The sequence below is a fragment of the Sphingobacterium spiritivorum ATCC 33861 genome (assembly GCF_000143765.1).
Taxonomy (GTDB): domain Bacteria; phylum Bacteroidota; class Bacteroidia; order Sphingobacteriales; family Sphingobacteriaceae; genus Sphingobacterium; species Sphingobacterium spiritivorum.
The window spans coordinates 34,436-53,088 of sequence record NZ_GL379777.1 but is presented as its reverse complement, the minus strand read 5'-3'; the positions used below and the strand labels follow the sequence as shown (position 1 = coordinate 53,088).

Annotated in this window: 14 protein-coding genes and 1 tRNA gene; 12 read left to right on the top strand and 3 right to left on the bottom strand. The window is 38.9% G+C overall.

Features of this window, described 5'->3' with window-relative positions:
• Window positions 1-349 precede the first annotated feature (349 nt).
• Window positions 350-2,806 carry a glycoside hydrolase family 2 TIM barrel-domain containing protein gene (locus tag HMPREF0766_RS20530; RefSeq protein WP_003001720.1) on the top strand — a complete coding sequence of 819 codons (2,457 nt, stop codon included), beginning with the start codon at window positions 350-352 and terminating at the stop codon, window positions 2,804-2,806.
• Between the two features lie 51 nt (window positions 2,807-2,857).
• Here the strand turns inward: HMPREF0766_RS20530 and HMPREF0766_RS20525 are convergent, their stop codons facing one another.
• Entirely contained in the window at window positions 2,858-3,916 is a 1,059-nt protein-coding gene (locus tag HMPREF0766_RS20525) for an aminotransferase class I/II-fold pyridoxal phosphate-dependent enzyme (RefSeq protein ID WP_003001717.1), read from the bottom strand.
• Window positions 3,917-4,103: 187 nt separating this feature from the next.
• Between HMPREF0766_RS20525 and HMPREF0766_RS20520 the strand changes: the two genes are divergently transcribed.
• The 3 genes from HMPREF0766_RS20520 to HMPREF0766_RS20510 all read left to right on the top strand — a co-directional run bounded on the left by HMPREF0766_RS20520 (window position 4,104) and on the right by HMPREF0766_RS20510 (window position 6,282).
• Window positions 4,104-4,799: an outer membrane beta-barrel protein gene (locus HMPREF0766_RS20520; RefSeq protein WP_003001714.1), complete on the top strand. Its 696-nt coding sequence runs from the start codon at window positions 4,104-4,106 to the stop codon at window positions 4,797-4,799.
• A gap of 345 nt (window positions 4,800-5,144) precedes the next feature.
• Window positions 5,145-5,594 carry a hypothetical protein gene (locus HMPREF0766_RS20515; RefSeq protein ID WP_003001709.1) on the top strand — a complete coding sequence of 150 codons (450 nt, stop codon included), beginning with the start codon at window positions 5,145-5,147 and terminating at the stop codon, window positions 5,592-5,594.
• 106 nt (window positions 5,595-5,700) lie between these two features.
• Entirely contained in the window at window positions 5,701-6,282 is a 582-nt protein-coding gene (locus HMPREF0766_RS20510) for a hypothetical protein (RefSeq protein WP_003001706.1), read from the top strand.
• Between the two features lie 122 nt (window positions 6,283-6,404).
• Here HMPREF0766_RS20510 and HMPREF0766_RS20505 read toward each other — a convergent pair.
• Window positions 6,405-6,477, bottom strand: a tRNA-Lys gene (locus HMPREF0766_RS20505).
• 677 nt (window positions 6,478-7,154) lie between these two features.
• Between HMPREF0766_RS20505 and HMPREF0766_RS20500 the strand changes: the two genes are divergently transcribed.
• The 6 genes from HMPREF0766_RS20500 to HMPREF0766_RS20475 all read left to right on the top strand — a co-directional run bounded on the left by HMPREF0766_RS20500 (window position 7,155) and on the right by HMPREF0766_RS20475 (window position 12,828).
• The gene (locus HMPREF0766_RS20500) at window positions 7,155-7,475 is read left to right on the top strand and encodes a hypothetical protein (protein WP_003001703.1); all 321 of its coding nucleotides are present in this window, start codon (window positions 7,155-7,157) and stop codon (window positions 7,473-7,475) included.
• Window positions 7,472-8,662 carry a PfkB family carbohydrate kinase gene (locus HMPREF0766_RS20495; RefSeq protein ID WP_003001701.1) on the top strand — a complete coding sequence of 397 codons (1,191 nt, stop codon included), beginning with the start codon at window positions 7,472-7,474 and terminating at the stop codon, window positions 8,660-8,662. The genes HMPREF0766_RS20500 and HMPREF0766_RS20495 overlap by 4 nt, the downstream gene beginning before the upstream one ends.
• Window positions 8,650-9,246 carry a 7-cyano-7-deazaguanine synthase gene (locus tag HMPREF0766_RS20490; protein ID WP_003001698.1) on the top strand — a complete coding sequence of 199 codons (597 nt, stop codon included), beginning with the start codon at window positions 8,650-8,652 and terminating at the stop codon, window positions 9,244-9,246. The genes HMPREF0766_RS20495 and HMPREF0766_RS20490 overlap by 13 nt, the downstream gene beginning before the upstream one ends.
• A 32-nt stretch (window positions 9,247-9,278) precedes the next feature.
• The gene (gene dgt / locus HMPREF0766_RS20485) at window positions 9,279-10,658 is read left to right on the top strand and encodes a dGTP triphosphohydrolase (protein WP_003001696.1); all 1,380 of its coding nucleotides are present in this window, start codon (window positions 9,279-9,281) and stop codon (window positions 10,656-10,658) included.
• A gap of 9 nt (window positions 10,659-10,667) precedes the next feature.
• A complete protein-coding gene (locus tag HMPREF0766_RS20480; protein WP_003001694.1) occupies window positions 10,668-12,059 on the top strand; it encodes a reverse transcriptase domain-containing protein in 1,392 nt (463 codons plus the stop codon).
• Between the two features lie 310 nt (window positions 12,060-12,369).
• Window positions 12,370-12,828, top strand: a complete 459-nt coding sequence (locus HMPREF0766_RS20475; RefSeq protein WP_003001691.1) for a hypothetical protein — start codon at window positions 12,370-12,372, stop codon at window positions 12,826-12,828.
• 55 nt (window positions 12,829-12,883) lie between these two features.
• On the opposite strand, the gene HMPREF0766_RS20470 is transcribed toward HMPREF0766_RS20475, so the two are convergent.
• Window positions 12,884-15,295, bottom strand: coding sequence for a TonB-dependent receptor (locus HMPREF0766_RS20470; protein WP_236590613.1), 2,412 nt, complete (start codon window positions 15,293-15,295; stop codon window positions 12,884-12,886).
• A gap of 478 nt (window positions 15,296-15,773) precedes the next feature.
• Here HMPREF0766_RS20470 and HMPREF0766_RS20465 point away from each other — a divergent pair, with 478 nt between their 5' ends.
• Together HMPREF0766_RS20465 and HMPREF0766_RS20460 are read left to right on the top strand one after the other, a co-directional pair.
• Window positions 15,774-17,918: a TonB-dependent receptor gene (locus HMPREF0766_RS20465; RefSeq protein ID WP_003001685.1), complete on the top strand. Its 2,145-nt coding sequence runs from the start codon at window positions 15,774-15,776 to the stop codon at window positions 17,916-17,918.
• 105 nt (window positions 17,919-18,023) lie between these two features.
• Window positions 18,024-18,647: a hypothetical protein gene (locus HMPREF0766_RS20460; protein ID WP_003001681.1), complete on the top strand. Its 624-nt coding sequence runs from the start codon at window positions 18,024-18,026 to the stop codon at window positions 18,645-18,647.
• Window positions 18,648-18,653 lie beyond the last annotated feature (6 nt).

Here is an 18,653-nt window from a genome sequence, read left to right as displayed (position 1 = left end):
TATTTTGTATTTCAACCCTTAGGCACACAGCACTTTGGGGACGCAAAGGTATTGCTTTAAAACGAGCTTTGGAAATTATTTCTGCGTTTTTTAATGAAAATGACAACAAAAATGCATCATTAACAAGTATTTATCCCCAACCGACTCCTGTTTTCAATCGTAAACGAACGACAAAAGTACAACTTTTTACCTTGAATATCAAAGAGTTATTTTGTAAAATTATCTTTCCACGTGAAACCCAAAAGTTGCAAATTTTATGCGTAAAACTTAAACGTTTTCGCAAATTCACATCTCCCAAACCTCCCTTTGCCCGCTTTCATTTCTTATTTTTAGACTTTATATCCTATTTATGAGACAATACCTGCTGTTAGTTTACATGATCTTTGCGTCAATGCAATTCAATACTGCACAAGAGAGCATACGCCTGAATGAAAACTGGGATTTTGTGCGAAATGATCTGGGCAATATCTGGGAGGCGATCCGGCCATACAGCCAAGGGTCTTCCGAAAGTGTTCCCGTCTGGCACAAAGTTACGCTGCCCCATTGTTATAATGCCACAGATGCTGTCGCTCCGTTTGAAAACTATTACCAGGGACCGGCCTGGTACCGAAATACCCTGGCCATCCGGAATCCTTATCCCAACGGACGTACACTCTTACATTTTGAAGGCGCAGGGCAAAAAACAAAAGTCTACCTCTATGATCAGCTCGTTGGAGAACATGTGGGCGGATATGACGAATGGACCGTCGACATCACCGAAGCCGTCAAAGCTTTTGAAGCGAATCCCGCTTTCCAGAAACAATTTAAGGGTCGTTATCCGCTGGTCATTCGCACAGATAATTCCAGAGACACCGAAATGATACCATCCGATCTGTCGGATTTTAATATATATGGAGGTATATACCGCTATCTCAATCTGCTGTATCTTCCTGCTGTGTCAGTCGGGCAGGTATTTGCAACACCGACTTATGATCTCGTCAGCAAATCAGCTCATATTGCAGTTTCACTTCGTCTATATGCGCAGACAGAGGCGACAAAAGGGGATATTACAGTAGAACTTACAGCTCCTGATGGCAAGACCGTCTATAAAAACACTAGCAGCCAGTCGCTGAGCAAAGAAATTACACTTTCCGGAATCAGGCTGCAAAAGCCAAAACTCTGGTCACCTGATCAACCGAACCGCTACACTTTACATATACAGGGGAATTACAACGGGCAGACTTTCCGCCACAGCACAACTATCGGAATCCGCCATTTCGAATTTGCAGACAACGGCCCTTTCCGGCTCAATGGTGAGCGTCTTCTCCTGAGAGGAACGCACCGCCACGAAGATCATGCCGGAGTAGGAGCAGCGATGACTGAAGAGATGATGCTGCAGGAAATGAAAATGATGAAAGATATGGGAGTCAACTTTATCCGGCTCGGACATTATCAGCAGTCCCGTATTATTCTCAATGCCTGTGACAGTCTGGGCATATTGGTCTGGGAGGAGATTCCCTGGTGCAGAGGCGGACTGGGTGGCCCTGTCTATCAGGAACAAGCAAAACGTATGCTTCGCAATATGATCGAACAGCATTATAACCATCCCAGCATTATTCTGTGGGGGATGGGTAATGAAAACGACTGGCCGAATGACTTTCCCACATTTGACAAACAACAGATCAGAGCTTTTATGAAAGAGCTGCACAATCTTTCCCATAGTCTGGATAATACCCGCAAGACGGCTATCCGCCGCTGTGATTTCTGTAAGGACATTGTAGATGTCTATTCTCCGTCCATTTGGGCAGGCTGGTACAGAGGTCAGTATACCGATTATAAATCTGTATCCGAGGCGGAATTTAAACAGGTGCCACATTTTATTCATGCAGAGTGGGGAGGTGACAGCCACGCCCGCAGGCACGATGAAAATCCGGACAACGGACTCACCAAACTCACGTCAAGCACTTCCGCAGATGAACGGGCTGGCGATGCTTCTCTTTACGGAGGTGCAACCAGGGCATCCAAAGACGGCAACTGGAGTGAAAGCTACATCTGCAATCTGATAGACTGGCATCTCAAGGAACAAGAGCATATGCCCTGGCTCACCGGATCGGCTTACTGGCCGTTTAAAGACTTCTCCACTCCTGTGCGACCAGATAATCCGGTGCCGTATGTGAATCAGAAGGGTGTTGTAGAGCGGGATTTTACAAAAAAAGAGTCGTATTATGTTTTTCAGTCCTACTGGACAAAAGAACCTATGGCTCATATATACGGACATTCCTGGCCCATTCGCTGGGGAGCAGCAGATGAACAGAAAATGATCAAGGTTTATTCTAATGCTGATGAGGCCGAATTATTTCTCAACGGGAAAAGTCTGGGTACGAAAAAACGGAACTCAGCAGATTTTCCCGCAGCAGGACTACGATGGAATACTGTTTTCCGCGAAGGGGAAAATCACATCAGAGTGATTGCTAAAAAAGGCAAGCAGACCGTTACTGATGAGATCAATCAACTTTACCAAACAAAAAAATGGAGTAAACCCGCAGATATTATAACCAAAACCAGTAAGCTCTCCGATGACGAAGTCTTAGCAGAAGTACAATTGACGGATGCGGAGGGCACAGCCTGTCTGGATGCGAAAGACTATGTACTTTTTGAACTGGCCGGAGACGGCGTATTGGTGCAGGATCAGGGAACTTCTTCAGGTTCACGCTATTTACAGGCTTTTAATGGACGTGCTATGATTAAGATCCGCAAAAATAAAGGTTCCAGTGTTCTCGCAGTCAAAGTCAAAGGACTGGAAACTGCTTTTGTAACGATTAAATAGTATTATATACCGCAGCTGTTAACAGCTGCGGAGAATAAAAGCTGTGTTTTATTACTGCTGATCTGTAAACTCATTTATATGACCGGCCAGTTGTTGCAGATCCGCTGCTGTATGGTGACTACAGATCACTATTCTGTTCAGCAAAGGATCGGTTGCCAGCGGATAAGGAAAGCTTGACACCACAAAGCCTCTCTGCAACAGAAAGTGATATAACTCAACCCTGGCAGAGGTAAATACGGAAAAGCCTGGAATATGCGAAAGCCTGCTACCCGTCAGACGGCCAAACAAAGCAATATTCTGCTGTAGCTGTTCAAACTGCTTGTGATAGATTTCTTCGCCATGCAATAAGGCATACATCGATGCCGGAGAACTGGGTGAAGCTCCGGTATAGAACGTAGAGGATCGCAATGCTGCGATACGTTGGGGGGAAGCAAAGATCACACCCGCATCTGTTCCCATTCCTTTGGCCAGGGAAGCTAACAGAATGACTTCCAGATTGTCCTGTACAAGCTCTTCTACTGCGACAGATGTACGGTTGCGGTTTATCACTCCTATACCATGCGAATCATCCAGTATAAGAATAACCTTTTTATCGGGATCAATTTGACTGAAGGCTTTAAAATCATATCGCTCCGGCTTCATATTATCCAACGTATTGCTGATCAGAACGAAAGTTTTTTGGGCTGAGCTGTTGATATAGGCTGCGGTATGTGCTACCCAGTCGGCAAATTCACCCCGGATACCGGGATTGTCGGACAGCCACAGTGCCGGGTGACTATTCGGTGCATAGATAAACTCTCCTTCACCGGCCAGATTTTTGACAACCATCTGTGCTGCCAGGTATCCGCCGGAGACCAGAATAGCATCTTCAAATCCAAATCTTCGGGATATAGCTTTCTCTGCTTCATCAAAGATGCCTAGCTGCACATTATTATTGCGGGAAGTCCCGTTATTCAATCCCAGCTTCCTTACACCAGTTATAAACAATTCCATGTAAGCCGGATCATTGAGCAGACTCAGATACGCAGTACCTCCAAAAAAGAGGTATTCCTTATCATGAAGCTGTATTTGCCGTCCTGTAGTTTGATTCAAATGTCTAAATGTATCCATTTTGCGGAATAGGGTTTATGAGGATAATGCTATGCAGATAATGTATCAAATATACATCATTATTTAAATTTCAATCGCTCCGGAGACACTGTAATCCCATATTTACAGAGATATGCTGTAGCATTTCCAAAAAAATAACCGTTATATTCGCAAACCTTTAATTAACAGATAAAAAACCACTGAATCTATGAACATCTTCAAACTTTATGCAGCTGCATTGTCATTAATGATTATCTCTTTTACAAATAGTTTACAGGCACAGATCAAATGGGGAGCCAGAGTAGGAGTTAATTTTACAGCACTCAATGCCATAAATGAACAGGAAATTGAACTTGAAACGGAGTACGTCACACGCTTCTCCATCGGCATCAGTGCAGATATTCCTGTCATAAGTGACTTTTATGTACAGCCTTCTCTCCTCTATTCCGGGAAAGGGTATAAAGCCGATGCCGGATCTATAGGTTTCAGCAAAGGATTTAATGCAAATGTATCTTATATCGAACTTCCTCTGCATATTCTTTACAAACCAAAGGTTGGACCGGGAAGTCTTATTCTGGGGGTAGGTCCTTATCTTGCCTATGGCACAGGAGGGAAATGGAAAACTGACGAAACGGTATTGATAGGGGACATTATGATTGACAATAAAGGCGATATAAAATTTAAAAATGATGCTTCCACTAACGATTACGGCACTTATATCTACGGAAAACCCTGGGATTACGGCACAAGCGCGGTTATAGGATATGATCTTTTCAATACCTATACATTCCAGCTGAATGCGGAATGGGGCATGGCCAATCTGGAACCCAAATGGGGCTCATACAAGCCTAAAGGAGAACGCACAAACAAAGGCTTTGGCATATCTGTCGGATATAAGTTTTAAATATTGAAAGCCTTCCACCGATATAGGTTGAAGGCTTTTAGTTTATTTGCAATTGCAGTAGCTTCGATCTACGTACATCTTATTGCCATTGGAGTTTTTATAATAACATCCGCCCTTGGGGCCATCGTACAATCTGTTTCCGTTGTAGGTACAACCTCCGGCACCAGTTGAAAGGTTTTCTACCTCAGATTTTTTACATGCCAATAATGAACTTAAAACAACCAAAATTAATACTATCTTTTTCATAGGCACGAAAATACGGCCTGCCCAGAACCTGAAAAAAGGGTTTCCCGTAAAGAGGTTAACCTTTGATTTTTTTATATATTTACTCCTTAACTATAAATTATGAAAAACTACTACATCATCCTTATTCTGGCATTAGTAACGACTTTTTCCTCTTGCTCCAAAAATGAAGCTTCACCTCCGCATGGTATGATCGACATTGCGACAACTTTAACTAACGGAGATAAAGTCATAACCGGAGATGGGTATATATTTTGTGATATAGCTGTTATTCCTATTAAGGATTTTCCAAAAGAGATAAACAAGAATACAGTGTATCATATTTTTTCTGACATGCCTAAGTATGTAAAATACGCAACAAAAGACTTTACAAAGGCTGTCCCTTCAGGAGATTATACAATTCTGGTACAGGTCATTGGTGCATCTGATAATTATAAATCATTAATCGGGACATATTCTTACAAAAGAACTTTAATATCTGAAGGCAATCCTGTCAAAGATTCTGCAAAATTTGATTTAAATAACAGGGAGGATTTTCACCCCTGGAAGTAGGGCATTTTTATCCGGAGAAACAGATCCAAACCGGAGGTTTGTGTGCCGGACTATTTCAATCATTATCAATTTTTATATCTTTGCGACCTCAAATTATTAACCCTCAATGAAAAAATTATTTATTACAACACTTATGGCGATAGCTTTCGCCGGCACCTCTTTTGCGCAAACAAATACAGATGTTGAAGCTCAGGTAGAGAACCACCAATTTGCTTATAATTTACTGACCAATCTTTCGTACGAAAAGGGGATTGGAAAAAAAACTACATTACGTTTATCAGGCCCTATAGCAGGAGGCGTTTTATACAGAAGTTCGTCCATAACAATTAACGACTACCATTATGAAGATTCGGAATGGGGTTATGTCATCCGTCCTGCGCTTGATGTGCAAGTGAGACATTATTACGATTTAAACAAAAGACTTAGAAAAGGAAAAAAAGTAGCACATAACTCCGGAAATTATATTGCCGGAGTAGTTGCAGCGGGCGGTCCGTCCATACTAAAAAGTGACAATGTGTATGTGCCTGATTTCTCTTTGGTATTGGGCGCAATGTGGGGTATACAGCGCAACTATGGAAAGCGTTTCATGATGAATGTAGGCATCGGTCCCGGAGTAAGTTTTTATGATGGTATAAGTGAATTTACTTTTGTCGGAGGTGTAACACTTGGCTTTAGATTAGGGAAATAAAAGATTTCATCCGAATAAAGGGTTTACCATCCTTTGTCATATAATGAGCGAGGTAGAAACTTACTCTTCAAACAAACTAAAAAGGCCGTTTTACGAAAATGTAAAACGGCCTTTTTAGAAAGTGACCCCGCTGAGGCTCGAACTCAGGACCCACAGATTAAGAGTCTGTTGCTCTACCAACTGAGCTACGAAGTCAGATTTGCCCGAGGGCTATAAACAAAGTTACAGTTGTACGCCAATAAAACAAATGCTTTAAAGAATTTTTCTCTATTTGCTTTCCGGCCTTAGAAAATACACATCTTTGGATTGAATACGTTTGTTTCTTGCAAATAAAGAGTATTTTACAACTTTGAAATATTCAAGCTGGGTTGGCATTTTTTAAATTCAGGCCTAGCAATTAAACCATTATTAAAAGTATAATTATACCCAAAAATACCGTAGCATCATTCAGAAATTGAATATATAGTGCCCTGTATGAGCCATTTCTTATTTTATTAATCTGGTCAAAATATTTTTTAGTATACTCATTTTTTTATTCGCAGACTCAGGAGGTATAGCATCTTTATACATGCAAAAACACCTCGCTTCCTTAAAGTTTTTAATGTTTTCCTAGCGTTAAAATATTAAAATACGGTTTCCCGTATTTTATACTCTATTTATCAACTACCTTTATTTTGTAAACATATTGTTTTACAAGATAATATGTAGTATTTTAGAAGGAGCAATTATTAACAACATAAGAACTTATAATAAATCCTAAAAAACAAATTTTTAGACATGAGTTACTTTTTCCAAGTAAAAATGCAATGTTTAGATAGTTAGTTTCCTTAGAAAAATAATTAGAATAATATTTAACAAACTAAACATACATTATGAGTGGATCTGGAGGTTTTGGAGGATATGAACTCCCTGCACGAGAAAAATTTGACTGCCTATTCAGTTCAGTTGCCGTTAAAGTATCATCAATTGACCTAAACGTTCTAGCTGAGCTTATTGTAGGTAATATCTTAGAACTTGAAATTTCAAATTCAGGCTCACTAATCTTAATTGATGGAAATGGCCAAACCTTAGGTTCTATTATGCATCATAACACATCAGATATAATAAATTGTATCAAGCAAGGGAATAATTATCATGGAGTGGTTATAAATATTACCTCGCCTACTTGCACAGTAGAAATAACACGAGTATGATAAATGTTATTGGCGGCACTTATAGAGAGATTGACTATGATAATCTTTCATATGAAATATTTGGTTCTGGATTCAGAGCTTGCAAATTTCTATTAGAAAACAACTGTAATGTAAACTTCATAACCATTGGCAACGCTGATGTAGAATTATATCTAGAAACAAATAGAAATGGGTATCCTAAGTTTAATTTTGATTGTATTAATAATTATCAACCAATCACTTTTAAATATAGCTTCTCCTTAGATAACCCTCTTATTTTTCCAAGCACAACAAATATTGATAAGATAAATATTCCATTTCTTAATGGAGATAACATAGTTTGCTTTGGAATGCTTGAAGGCGAATATACAATAAAAGGAAAAAAAGTGGTTTACGATCCACAAACAACTATTAAACCTAAAAAATTCACAGAATTCGGAGAAACAGAAGAGCTCATCTATATTATTAACAAAGCAGAATCGGAATCTATAAGTGGATATACGGAGGATAATGATATTAAAAGATTCTTCTTCGAAAAAGAAAAAGCAAAAGCTGTTATCATAAAAAACGGTCCATATGGAGCAACAGTTTTTTTGAACAGCACGCAACATAAAATTTCATCATATGTAACGCCCCTTGTTAATAAAATTGGATCCGGGGACATCTTTACTGCGAGTTTCTCTTATTACTGGATTGAGAAAGGATTACCTATTGAAAAAAGTGCAGAGTTTGCCTCTCTATCAACGGCATACTATTGTGACTTACAAGCCTACATAGATACAACCTCAATAGTAAACATCAAATACACAAAATACACGTATAAGGATTTATCAACCAAACAAGTTTATATCGCAGCTCCCTTTTTCAGTTTAGCTGAACTAATTTTAGTTGATAAAATTAGAAGTGCTTTTTTGTCTTTCGGAGTCAAAGTTTTCTCTCCTTTTCATGACATTGGCATTGGAAATGAGCGAATTATAGCCGAAAAAGATATTGAGGGACTTACAAAATCAGACATAATATTTAGTGTATATGATAATTTAGACGCAGGTACATTGATAGAATCAGGATATGCTTTTGCGAAAGACAAACTCATAATTGGCTATCATAGAACCTGTGCACCAAAAGATTTACTTATGCTTACTCCTTCCAACACAACAATATTCACAAATCTGACAACAGCAATATATCAAACCATATGGAATCTTTAAAACAAGGTTTACTACTATCTGGTGGTGTAGATTCAATTTGTTTAGCATACGGGTTAAAGCCAGATATAGCCTATACTATAAACTATGGTCAAATTCCTGCGAGCAGAGAAATATACGTATCTCGATACATATGTAATCTACTGAGGATCCAACATAAAGTTATAGAAGTAAACTGTAAAAGTTTAGGGTCCGGAATTTTAATCAATGAGGAACGTTTAGATATATCTCCATCTCAAGAATGGTGGCCTTATCGTAACCAACTATTAATTACACTAGCGGCTATGCAAGCAATCAAAGACAAAATAGGTGTTTTACATCTTGCATCAGTAAAATCTGATAGTTTTCACAAAGACGGAACACCTCAATTTTACGACCTTATAAACGAATTAGTCAAATATCAAGAAGGAAATATTTCTATAGTATGTGAGTCTACAGGTTATTACAGTCATGAACTTGTTAAGAAATATAATGTTCCTTTAGAAATAATTGCTTTTGCACACTCCTGTCATATTTCAAATACAGCATGTGGCCAATGCCCTGGTTGTAAAAAACAAATTAAAGTTAGACATGAACTTAGTATATAAACTTATATTTTAAAACCGTTATTTTTCTAAGGATGCAAAATAAAATGACATGGATGAATTGCTTTTCATCTCGAAGATATGGGTTAGATACAGAACCTACAGCTCAAAGAACTGAATACGAAAGAGATTGGGATCGAATTATCTTTTCCAGCCCATTTAGAAGGTTACAAAATAAAACTCAAGTTTTCCCACTTCCCGAAGAAGTCTTTGTCCATAATAGACTTACACACTCTCTTGAGGTTGCTAGCGTAGGGCGTTCTCTTGGTAAAATAATAGGAAAAATCTTAAGTGACCTTCCAGATATAAAAAAAGATGATGAATCTAGAAATTTTTACAAGAATAACCTAAAGAATGTAATTGCAACAGCTTGTTTAGCCCATGATTTAGGTAATCCCGCCTTTGGCCATTCAGGAGAAGAAGCTATCTCTAAATATTTTAAATTAAAATCTAATGATAAAGACTTTAGAAAGCGTTTTTCAGATTCTGAATGGCAGGACTTAACAAATTTCGAAGGCAATGCCAATGCACTTAGGATATTGACTATGCAACAGAATGGTAAAGCCAAAGGAGGATTCAGACTTACTTATTCAACGATAGGATCAATAATAAAATACCCTTGTGAATCCTTAGGATCAGAGGGGGGAAAAGGCAAAAAACATTTAAAAAAATATGGATACTTCAAGGTTGATGAAAATGTGTTTCTTGATATCGTCAAAGAACTTAATATGTTGTGCGACAGCGAAGAGGGAAAAATACGATACAAAAGACATCCATTTGTTTATTTAGTTGAGGCTGCAGATGATATCTGCTATAACATAATTGATATGGAGGATGCTCATCGTTTGGGAATAGTATCCTATGGAATTGTTAAACGACTTTTCCTAGATTTAATTGAAAAGTATGAAAGCGAAGATATACAATGGATCAAAAAGCAAGTCAAAAGCTTAGAAAATGACAAAAACGAGGCTATTTCTTACCTACGGGCAAAGTCAATTAATACGCTGACATTAATGTGTTCTGAAGTTTACAAAAATAACCTAAATAATATACTAGAAGGTTCCTATAATAATACATTGATCGAAGATATCCCCGAAATTCAAGGAACATTAAAAAAAATCAACGATATTTCAGTTAAGCTAATCTATAATTATAAAGAGGTTGTAAAACTGGAATTAGCGGGATTTCGAATTATGTCCGGTTTGGTAGAAGATTTTGTAACTGCTGCACTAACCCCAAAAAAATACAGAGAAAAGGAACACAAAAAAATTTTGGAACTCCTTCCATCACAGTTTACTTTCAAAGAAAGTGAAACTGACTATAAAAAAGTCATGCATATGATTGACTTTATTTCGGGTATGACAGATTTATTTGCGCTTAAGCTATACAGAAACTTGAGAGGTATTGAAATGTAAAGTTAAAATATGGTATTAAGTAGAATCTTTCCAAAATTGCTTTTTAGGGCTTCATTTTTAGAAAAAATCTTTTTAGAAAAAATTTTAGACTCTAGGTCAAAAGGTCTAGATAAGATGAGTGCTCAACATTTCGAAAAAATTAAAAGTTCCCAGTTTGACATCATTATAAAAAAATGTTTAAACGAAACTTTTGAGTTTACTCCATATCTAGAGCTTTTAAAGATCAAAAGCGCAAAAACACCTCCTCGAACAATATCCATTGCAACTATTCGAGATAGAAATGTATTATACTGCATAAAAAAAGTCCTTACTACTGAATTTCCCGAATGTGTCAACAAAAAACGACCTAACAGATATATTCATGAAATTAAAAAATTCATTGAAAAAAATGAGCAACCTATTCACTTTATAAAAGTAGATATAGAGCGCTTTTACGATACGATAAACCGTGACAGACTTTATTCTATCTTAAAAGATAAAGGGATAAACAGAACGTTTTTAACATTGATTAAGAAAGCTATAGAAAATCCAACAATCCCTCCAAATACGAAAAGAGACGATAGAAAGAATTTTATCAAAGACGTTGGAATTCCTCAAGGATTAGCCATCTCGAATATTTTAGCGCAAATATATCTCTCATCTTTAGATGAAGATATTAGCAAACGCAAATTTTTATACCTCCGTTATGTAGATGATATAATGATCCTTAATAATGGACCAATCACTTCATTTAGAAAGAAAAACATAATTTCATCATTGCAGAAGCTTAAACTAAGTATTAATCAAGGCAAAACTTCTGAAGGAGCTATTACCATGGGTGTGACTTTCTTATCTTATTATATAAACAATAAAACAATTAGTGTATCTGAAAAAAATATTCAAATATATTTAAGAAAAATAGCTGCTAAATTTACTTGGTTTAAAAATGGAATAGATCGTCGAGAAAAAAGAGAAAGTTGGTTGGAAGATGATGATCGATTTAAAGAAGTCTTTTTAGAAGATCTTAACGAAATAATTACTGGAAGTAGATCAGAAAATAAAAACTACGGATGGCTGTTTTACTTTTCAGAGATGAATGATCTATCTTTACTTTTCAAACTTGATAAGATTATAGAAACATTTTTTTTATCATTAGATTCGTTTACAAGAACTCCACCTGTTAAACTAAAAAGGCTTGTAAGAGCGTATTACTCAATCAAACATGGGACTAACATGGATTATATAAATAACTATAATGATTATAATACAATTCGCAAAAAACGAAATTATTTGATATTTAGAGGTGCTATTGATCCAGATACAGCTAAATCAGATATAGAAATAGAATATTCGTTTGAAAGATTCAAAAACAAAAAGATAAAAAGTTTAGAAAAAGACTTAGGATATCATTACAGTGAATAACTTTATACAAAACATTTGCTTTCATAATTGAACCAGTCTTTGAAATAAAAAATTTAAATCATTTATTTACAATAAGATAATAGGGGCTACTTCTGGTTTTACAGGACTTTATAAATCATAAAGTATATTTAAAATAATCTTTTACAGTTTAGATTCGTACTATCGAATACCATCATCATTTATATCAAGTAGCCCCTTTTTCCAGTGTTTGGAAAAGTAGAAAAACCAATTATGAAATCGAGGAATATTGATAATAAGGTTATACAACAATATTTCAGAGCCTAACTTACATAAGAAATAATCCTGAATTATGTTTCTGAGAATAGTTATCAATACACTGACAGCATTGCTTATTTTTCCTGTAACCATATCTTACAGAGAATGGAGCAATATCCTTAGCGGCAATTACCAGTATTATGACACGACATACGAATCTGCAGGTGAATATATAAGCAAAACCATATTACACCCGATGGCTTATCCCTTAGTGCCGGTTCTTTTCCTGCTCTTCATTCTTATGCCGTTTCAGTTTATAAAGAATTATTACAAGCATAAAGGTATGGAGCTGCCCTTTTTAAAAAAATGGCTGATATTTTCCCTTTTGCTGGCCATCTGTGGAATACTATGGGGCATGGTTAGTAATCTCTGGCAGACGGTATGGTATCACAATTTAGTCTACCTGCTATATATTGCCGGATTTTCTCTGTTTTTCACTGCATTATTACATTTTACAGCCGACAAAGTAAAAGAAAAGCCGGTTGCAAGGTAAGATTGCAACCGGCTTAATATATTTCATGTATGAAAAGAATACTCCTTTCTATGTTTTAAAACTTCAGCGTCAGCTCCGCTGTAAAATTGCGTGGCATCTGTGCGACCACCACACCCTGTCCGGCGAAATACTGCGCATTCCCCAGGTTATTCATTTTGAATCCGAATCTGTACTTCTCTTTTTCCAGAGAAACAGAAGCATTGATCAGCGTATAAGCCGGGAACGTAAATCTTCCTGTAACCACTTTATCCTCGCTGATCTGTTCGCCCACCCGGTTGACACCAAATCCAAATCCAAGCCCATGCAACACACGCGTCTGCAAGACATAGCTCGCCCATGAATTAAAGACATGCGCCGGACCTGCGGATCCCGGACGGCGACCTTCTACCGAAGCATCAGCCTTCTGAAATTTACTGTCATTATAGGTATAACCAGTCATAATATTCAGCCCGGCAATCGGATTTGTAATCAGTTCAAACTCCACACCCTTACTCCGTTGTTCACCATCCTGAATAGTGATCAGATATTCTTTACCGCCCTGTTCTACAGCTATATCACGGGACATATTGTTGACCGTGATGTCATAGTAAGATGCTGTAAGGTTAAATCTGTTCTCCCATAGATTTGTTTTCACTCCCGCTTCCCACTGGTTAGCCATCTGCGGTTTCAGATTACCGTTATATTCCGGCAATTGTTGTGTTACAGGAGCCACATAGCTGAATCCGTTCATATAGTTTGCATATGCCGACAGGCGATCTTTCAGTACCTGATAGATCATGCCCACTTTTGGCGACCAGGCCGTCTGCTTAAACTCTCCTGTACGCACATTGTTATTCAGATTCAACTGTCCACGACTGTTGTAATGATCGACACGCAAACTCAATAAAGTCGTCCAGCGATCTGTCAGATATACCACATCCGACAGATAAGCTCCGTATATGTTACTTGAGGTATAATTACGCACCATTGGGGATTTCGATTTCTGGATGCTGGCAGTAGCCAGTTCTCTGGATATAAAACCATAATCATTTTCCAGATCCCGCCCGTTGATCGTATCATATTTGACGATAGGAGAGTGGTTGTTTCGGGTAGACTGATTCAGGTAATCCAGACCGATCAGCACCTTATTCTTAATACTTCCGATATGAAATGTTCCGTTGAAATTTTGTTGTACACTCGTAGAACTACCTTCCGAATTGTTCCATTGTACATTTCGCTCCAACAGCGCATCGCTGTCATTACCACGGATAAACTGGTACTGGTATAATCCTTCTGTTTTTCTGAAGTTGCGGGAAAGTAATGTCTGAGAAGTCCAGTTATCAGAAATTTTATAGTTCACTTCTCCTTTGATATTAATGGATGGCGCTTTCAGCGTCATATCATTATTGGAATAAGACCGCTTCCAGTCAAAGCCGAGTTCATCCGGTGTATGCGCATAGAACGGACGTGTTCTTGCAAAAAAGATAATCGGCGTATTAGTTCCTTCATAATTATACAGCTGTGCACCCAGATTAAAAGTCAGTTTATCGTTGACCTCATAGCTGAATGTCGGTGCAGCAAAGAAAGATTTTCGGAACTCCGAATCCCTGAATCCGTTCTGATACTGATAAGCTGAGTTGAAGCGGAAAAGTGTTTTTCTGGATTTGGTCACCGGCCCATATACATCGGCTGTCAGGCGGTTGAGATTATAACTCCCCAGAAAGTAAGAAACCTGTCCGCCAAAATAATCCTTTGGTTTTTTGGTCATAATATTGACCAATCCTCCAAACGAGGTCACCGCGCCACCGTATAGTGTTCCGGATGGTCCTTTCAATACCGTTACACGTTCTATATCTGCCGGATCGATTTCACCGTTAGTTGTCGCCGGTACTCCATCCACCATCGATACTTTGGTCGGGAATCCGCGCAGACTGTAATAGAATGAACCGTCCCCGCTGCCACGTCCCGGACTTCCCTGCATCTTGACCATGCCCGGCACATTGCGCAGGGCATCCGAAAGATCAGTAATCAACTGTTCTTTCATGATCTGCTGGTTGACACTCGTCAGTGCCTGCGGATTTTCCAGATAACGCAAGGGCATCTTGGCGGCCGTGGTACTATCCTTATCCAAAAACTTATTCCGGCGGTAGCCATAGACAGTCACCCCGTCCAGATCATGGTACTTTTTAGTTGCATAGATCGTCGGCAGTTCAGCCATCCCGGTCGTGATCTGTATATTTTCCCGCAGCACTTCAATATCATTCAGGGTCACCTGTATAACATAATCTCCCGGAGGCACATTATCCAGGTAAAATTCGCCTGTTTTATCAGTTCTAGACTGATAAGAGGTATTTAATAATCGCAGCAAGGCATCCTTAACGGGAACCTGATCCGTGAGCATAATTTTTCCGCGCACCCGTTCCTGCTTCTGTGCCACACCCATCAGGGGCAATATGCAGCACAATAAAATAATAAAGACTGATCTCATGATGTTAATTAGAATGGTAATGTTCTGTAATAATATGATTTGGTTTTAGTGTAATCCGGAAAGAAGAGTCTCCAGTTCTGTACACCTCCATTATGCATTCCCATCTTTATAAAATCAACTGACATATGTAAGAAAGGCACTTGTGCATAAGTTAAAGACGGGATATAGAAAAGAGGAAGGACATGCGAACAGTAAACCTATCGATTGGTATGTATTACTTTTTCTGTTTTAAAGAAAACATATCTTATCACCGAAAGGTGCGTATTCAGAAGGTTTGGCATACTTTATTCTTATTTAGATTAATTCTACACAAAAGTACTGAAATAGTTCAGATTCCAAAGAATAACATGAAATACCTTTACAAAAACGACCTCTTAATGCACGCCATACAACTCATCCCGGTTTTTTGACAATTCAGACACTCTCTTTTGCCAAAATCTCTCTTTAGGGGCAATTTTAGATCAAATTTATTAACCACATGAAAGTATTGATCTTTTTATTATTTATGCAGACCGCAGTTTTTGCACAAACCCAGATTACTGGCCGTATTACAGATAAAAGCAACAGACCTGTCCCGCGTGCAAGTATATATCTCGTCGGCACATATGACGGCACCACCTCAGACTCCAGCGGAAACTTTAGCTTCCGTACAACTGAAACCGGTACAAAAGAATTGAAAGTTACTGCGATAGGTTATCAAAGTGCGCTTTTGCCGATACAGACCGTGCAAACATCGTTTCTACAGATACAACTTGCAGAAGCAGCACTTCAACTCGATGAGATTGCTATTTCCGCCGGAATGTTACAGGCAGGAGATAAAGCTAAAGGCAGTGTGATGACTCCTTTAGAAATTGTTACTACTGCGGGGAGTATGGGCAACATTATTGCCGGACTGGCCACACTTCCCGGTGCACAGGTGGCCGGAGAAAGCGGAAGATTAATGGTAAGGGGCGGATCTTCATCCGAAACAAGTACGTATGTAAATGGCATACAGGCCAGTCAGCCGTATACATCTGCCCCGAATGATTCTCCTGTGCGTGGGCGGTTTTCACCCTTTTTATTCAAAGGCATCAACCTATCCACCGGAGGATACTCTGCCGAATACGGGAATGCACTGTCAGGAGTATTGCTGCTCAATACTGCCGATAAAATAGAAGATCCGAAGACCGAATTGTCACTTTCCTCGGTTGGTGTAGGACTCGGAACCACACAAGCCTGGAAGAAGAACTCCCTCAGCTTCAACGGGAGCTACTCTAACCTCAGACCTTACGTAAAACTGATCAACCAACAACTGGACTGGATAGATCCCTATCAAAGCGGATCCGGCGAGATGATCTACCGCCATCAGTCATCAAACAGCTTTTTAAATATATACGGTTCATTCAATATAGAACGATTTTCATTACGTCAGCAGTATATAGACTATACGGAGCCGGTATATGTAAAACGAAAAACAGATAATATCTATCTGAACATCAATTATAAACAAAAACTATCCCGTGAATGGCGAATGGAATCCGGAATCGGGGCAGACCGGAAGATCGACAATACTTACTTTAATGAAAGCTATATTCCGGATCAGGATTTCAGTCTGCATATTAAGGAAAAGCTATCTAAAACCTGGAACCAACGCCTGCGTACATCTTTCGGAGGGGACTTTTTTTATACCCGTTACAAAGAGCGCTATACAGATCCTGAAAGATCATTTGCCTATGGTTATACTTATCAAATCGGGGCATTGTATGCCGAGACGGACTATGCATTCAGCACAAAATGGATCACAAAACTTGGCCTTCGAGCGAGTCAGACAAACATGCAGGACGGAGTGATTCTGGAACCCCGAGTATCATTAGGCTATCTCATAAACAGATCCAGTCAGCTTTCTCTTGCATACGGCGATTTTCATCAACAGGCCGACCAGAATATACTCAAATACGCCAATCGGTTAGACTGGATGTCATCCAGACATTTTATCCTTAATTATATGTACGAAAATAAAGGGAGAACAGTCCGCATTGAAGCATACAGAAAAACGTATGACCAGCTGGTACAGTATAATACAGCCCGCCCGACCTATCAAAGTGTGTACAGCAACGGAGGTAAAGGTTTTGCTGAAGGTATAGATATCCTGTACCGGGATAATACAAGTATACGCAATCTGCAGTACTGGATTTCATATAGTTATACACATACCCGCCGTCAGGAAGCCAACTATCCTATGGAAGTGACTCCGTCTTATGTTGCGGATCATGCCTTATCAGTAGTCAGCAAATACTGGATCAGTGACCTGAAATCTCAATTAAGTCTTACAGGAAGCTACGTATCCGGCAGACCATATAACGATCCGAATTCTGCAGATTTTATGCAGCAGAAGACAAAAGGTTATTCGCAGGTGGCAATGAGCTGGTCTTATTTACTAAGCCAGCAGAAGATCCTGTTCTTTTCGGTGACCAATCTGCTGGGGAATAAACCTGTCTATGGCTACAACTATGCGAGCCAGGCCAGTCCGCAGGGTGTATTTGCCCGTCAGGCCATTACTCCCGTGGCCAAAAGATTTGTATTTGTAGGATTCTTTATGACAATAAGCCGTAATAAAAAAGATAATCAACTGGACAACCTGTAGAAATCTGACAATTCATCCCGGTTTTCCGACAGTTGGGTTACTATTAATTGTACAACAACAGCATACTTTACACTTTTGACTTATAAACTTTTAACACAGAATACAATGAAAACAACATTATTACTCCTTGCGCTCCTGATTACAAACAGTATGTTTGCGCAGAGCGCTTATGAAAAAGGTATGGCTAACGGAATGCAACTTTGGCAATCCGGTAAAAACACAGAGGCCGCAGCCCAGTTCGAACGCATCGCACAGGTAGAGAAAGACAACTGGATACCGGCATATTACCAATCCTTTATCACCATTCTATCTGCATTTAATGCGAGAGATGCGGACAGCAAGATGAGTCTGATCAAAACAGCAAAAACTATTCTGGATGCTTATCCCGCACAGCATAATAACCCCGAATGGCTGGTGCTGAAAGCGATGAACTATACTGCTGAACTCACGACAGACCCTATGACTAAAGCACAGGAATTGTCTCCGCTGATTATCGCCACCTACGAAAAGGCAAAAGCTATTGCGCCTGAAAATCCAAGGGTTATTCTGAGTCTGGCTCAATTTCAGATGCAATCCAAGAAATATTTTCATCAGGATACCAGCGCAGAGTGCGAAAGTATAAAGAAAGCTCTACATTTGTTCGATACACAAAAATCAGAGACCGCATTTGCTCCTTCCTGGGGAAAAGAACAAGCTGAGCAGATCGTTTCTTCATGTGCAAGTAAATAATACCGA

Excerpts from the sequence above, each read along its gene's own strand:
- dgt (WP_003001696.1), top strand. The coding sequence starts at position 9,279 with ATGCAAAATAAAATGACATGGATGAATTGCTTTTCATCTCGAAGATAT.
- HMPREF0766_RS20515 (WP_003001709.1), top strand. The coding sequence starts at position 5,145 with ATGAAAAACTACTACATCATCCTTATTCTGGCATTAGTAACGACTTTT.
- HMPREF0766_RS20460 (WP_003001681.1), top strand. The coding sequence starts at position 18,024 with ATGAAAACAACATTATTACTCCTTGCGCTCCTGATTACAAACAGTATG.
- HMPREF0766_RS20500 (WP_003001703.1), top strand. The coding sequence starts at position 7,155 with ATGAGTGGATCTGGAGGTTTTGGAGGATATGAACTCCCTGCACGAGAA.
- HMPREF0766_RS20480 (WP_003001694.1), top strand. The coding sequence starts at position 10,668 with ATGGTATTAAGTAGAATCTTTCCAAAATTGCTTTTTAGGGCTTCATTT.
- HMPREF0766_RS20495 (WP_003001701.1), top strand. The coding sequence starts at position 7,472 with ATGATAAATGTTATTGGCGGCACTTATAGAGAGATTGACTATGATAAT.
- HMPREF0766_RS20530 (WP_003001720.1), top strand. The coding sequence starts at position 350 with ATGAGACAATACCTGCTGTTAGTTTACATGATCTTTGCGTCAATGCAA.
- HMPREF0766_RS20510 (WP_003001706.1), top strand. The coding sequence starts at position 5,701 with ATGAAAAAATTATTTATTACAACACTTATGGCGATAGCTTTCGCCGGC.
- HMPREF0766_RS20520 (WP_003001714.1), top strand. The coding sequence starts at position 4,104 with ATGAACATCTTCAAACTTTATGCAGCTGCATTGTCATTAATGATTATC.
- HMPREF0766_RS20490 (WP_003001698.1), top strand. The coding sequence starts at position 8,650 with ATGGAATCTTTAAAACAAGGTTTACTACTATCTGGTGGTGTAGATTCA.
- HMPREF0766_RS20475 (WP_003001691.1), top strand. The coding sequence starts at position 12,370 with ATGTTTCTGAGAATAGTTATCAATACACTGACAGCATTGCTTATTTTT.
- HMPREF0766_RS20525 (WP_003001717.1), bottom strand. The coding sequence starts at position 3,916 with ATGGATACATTTAGACATTTGAATCAAACTACAGGACGGCAAATACAG.
- HMPREF0766_RS20470 (WP_236590613.1), bottom strand. The coding sequence starts at position 15,295 with ATGAGATCAGTCTTTATTATTTTATTGTGCTGCATATTGCCCCTGATG.
- HMPREF0766_RS20465 (WP_003001685.1), top strand. The coding sequence starts at position 15,774 with ATGAAAGTATTGATCTTTTTATTATTTATGCAGACCGCAGTTTTTGCA.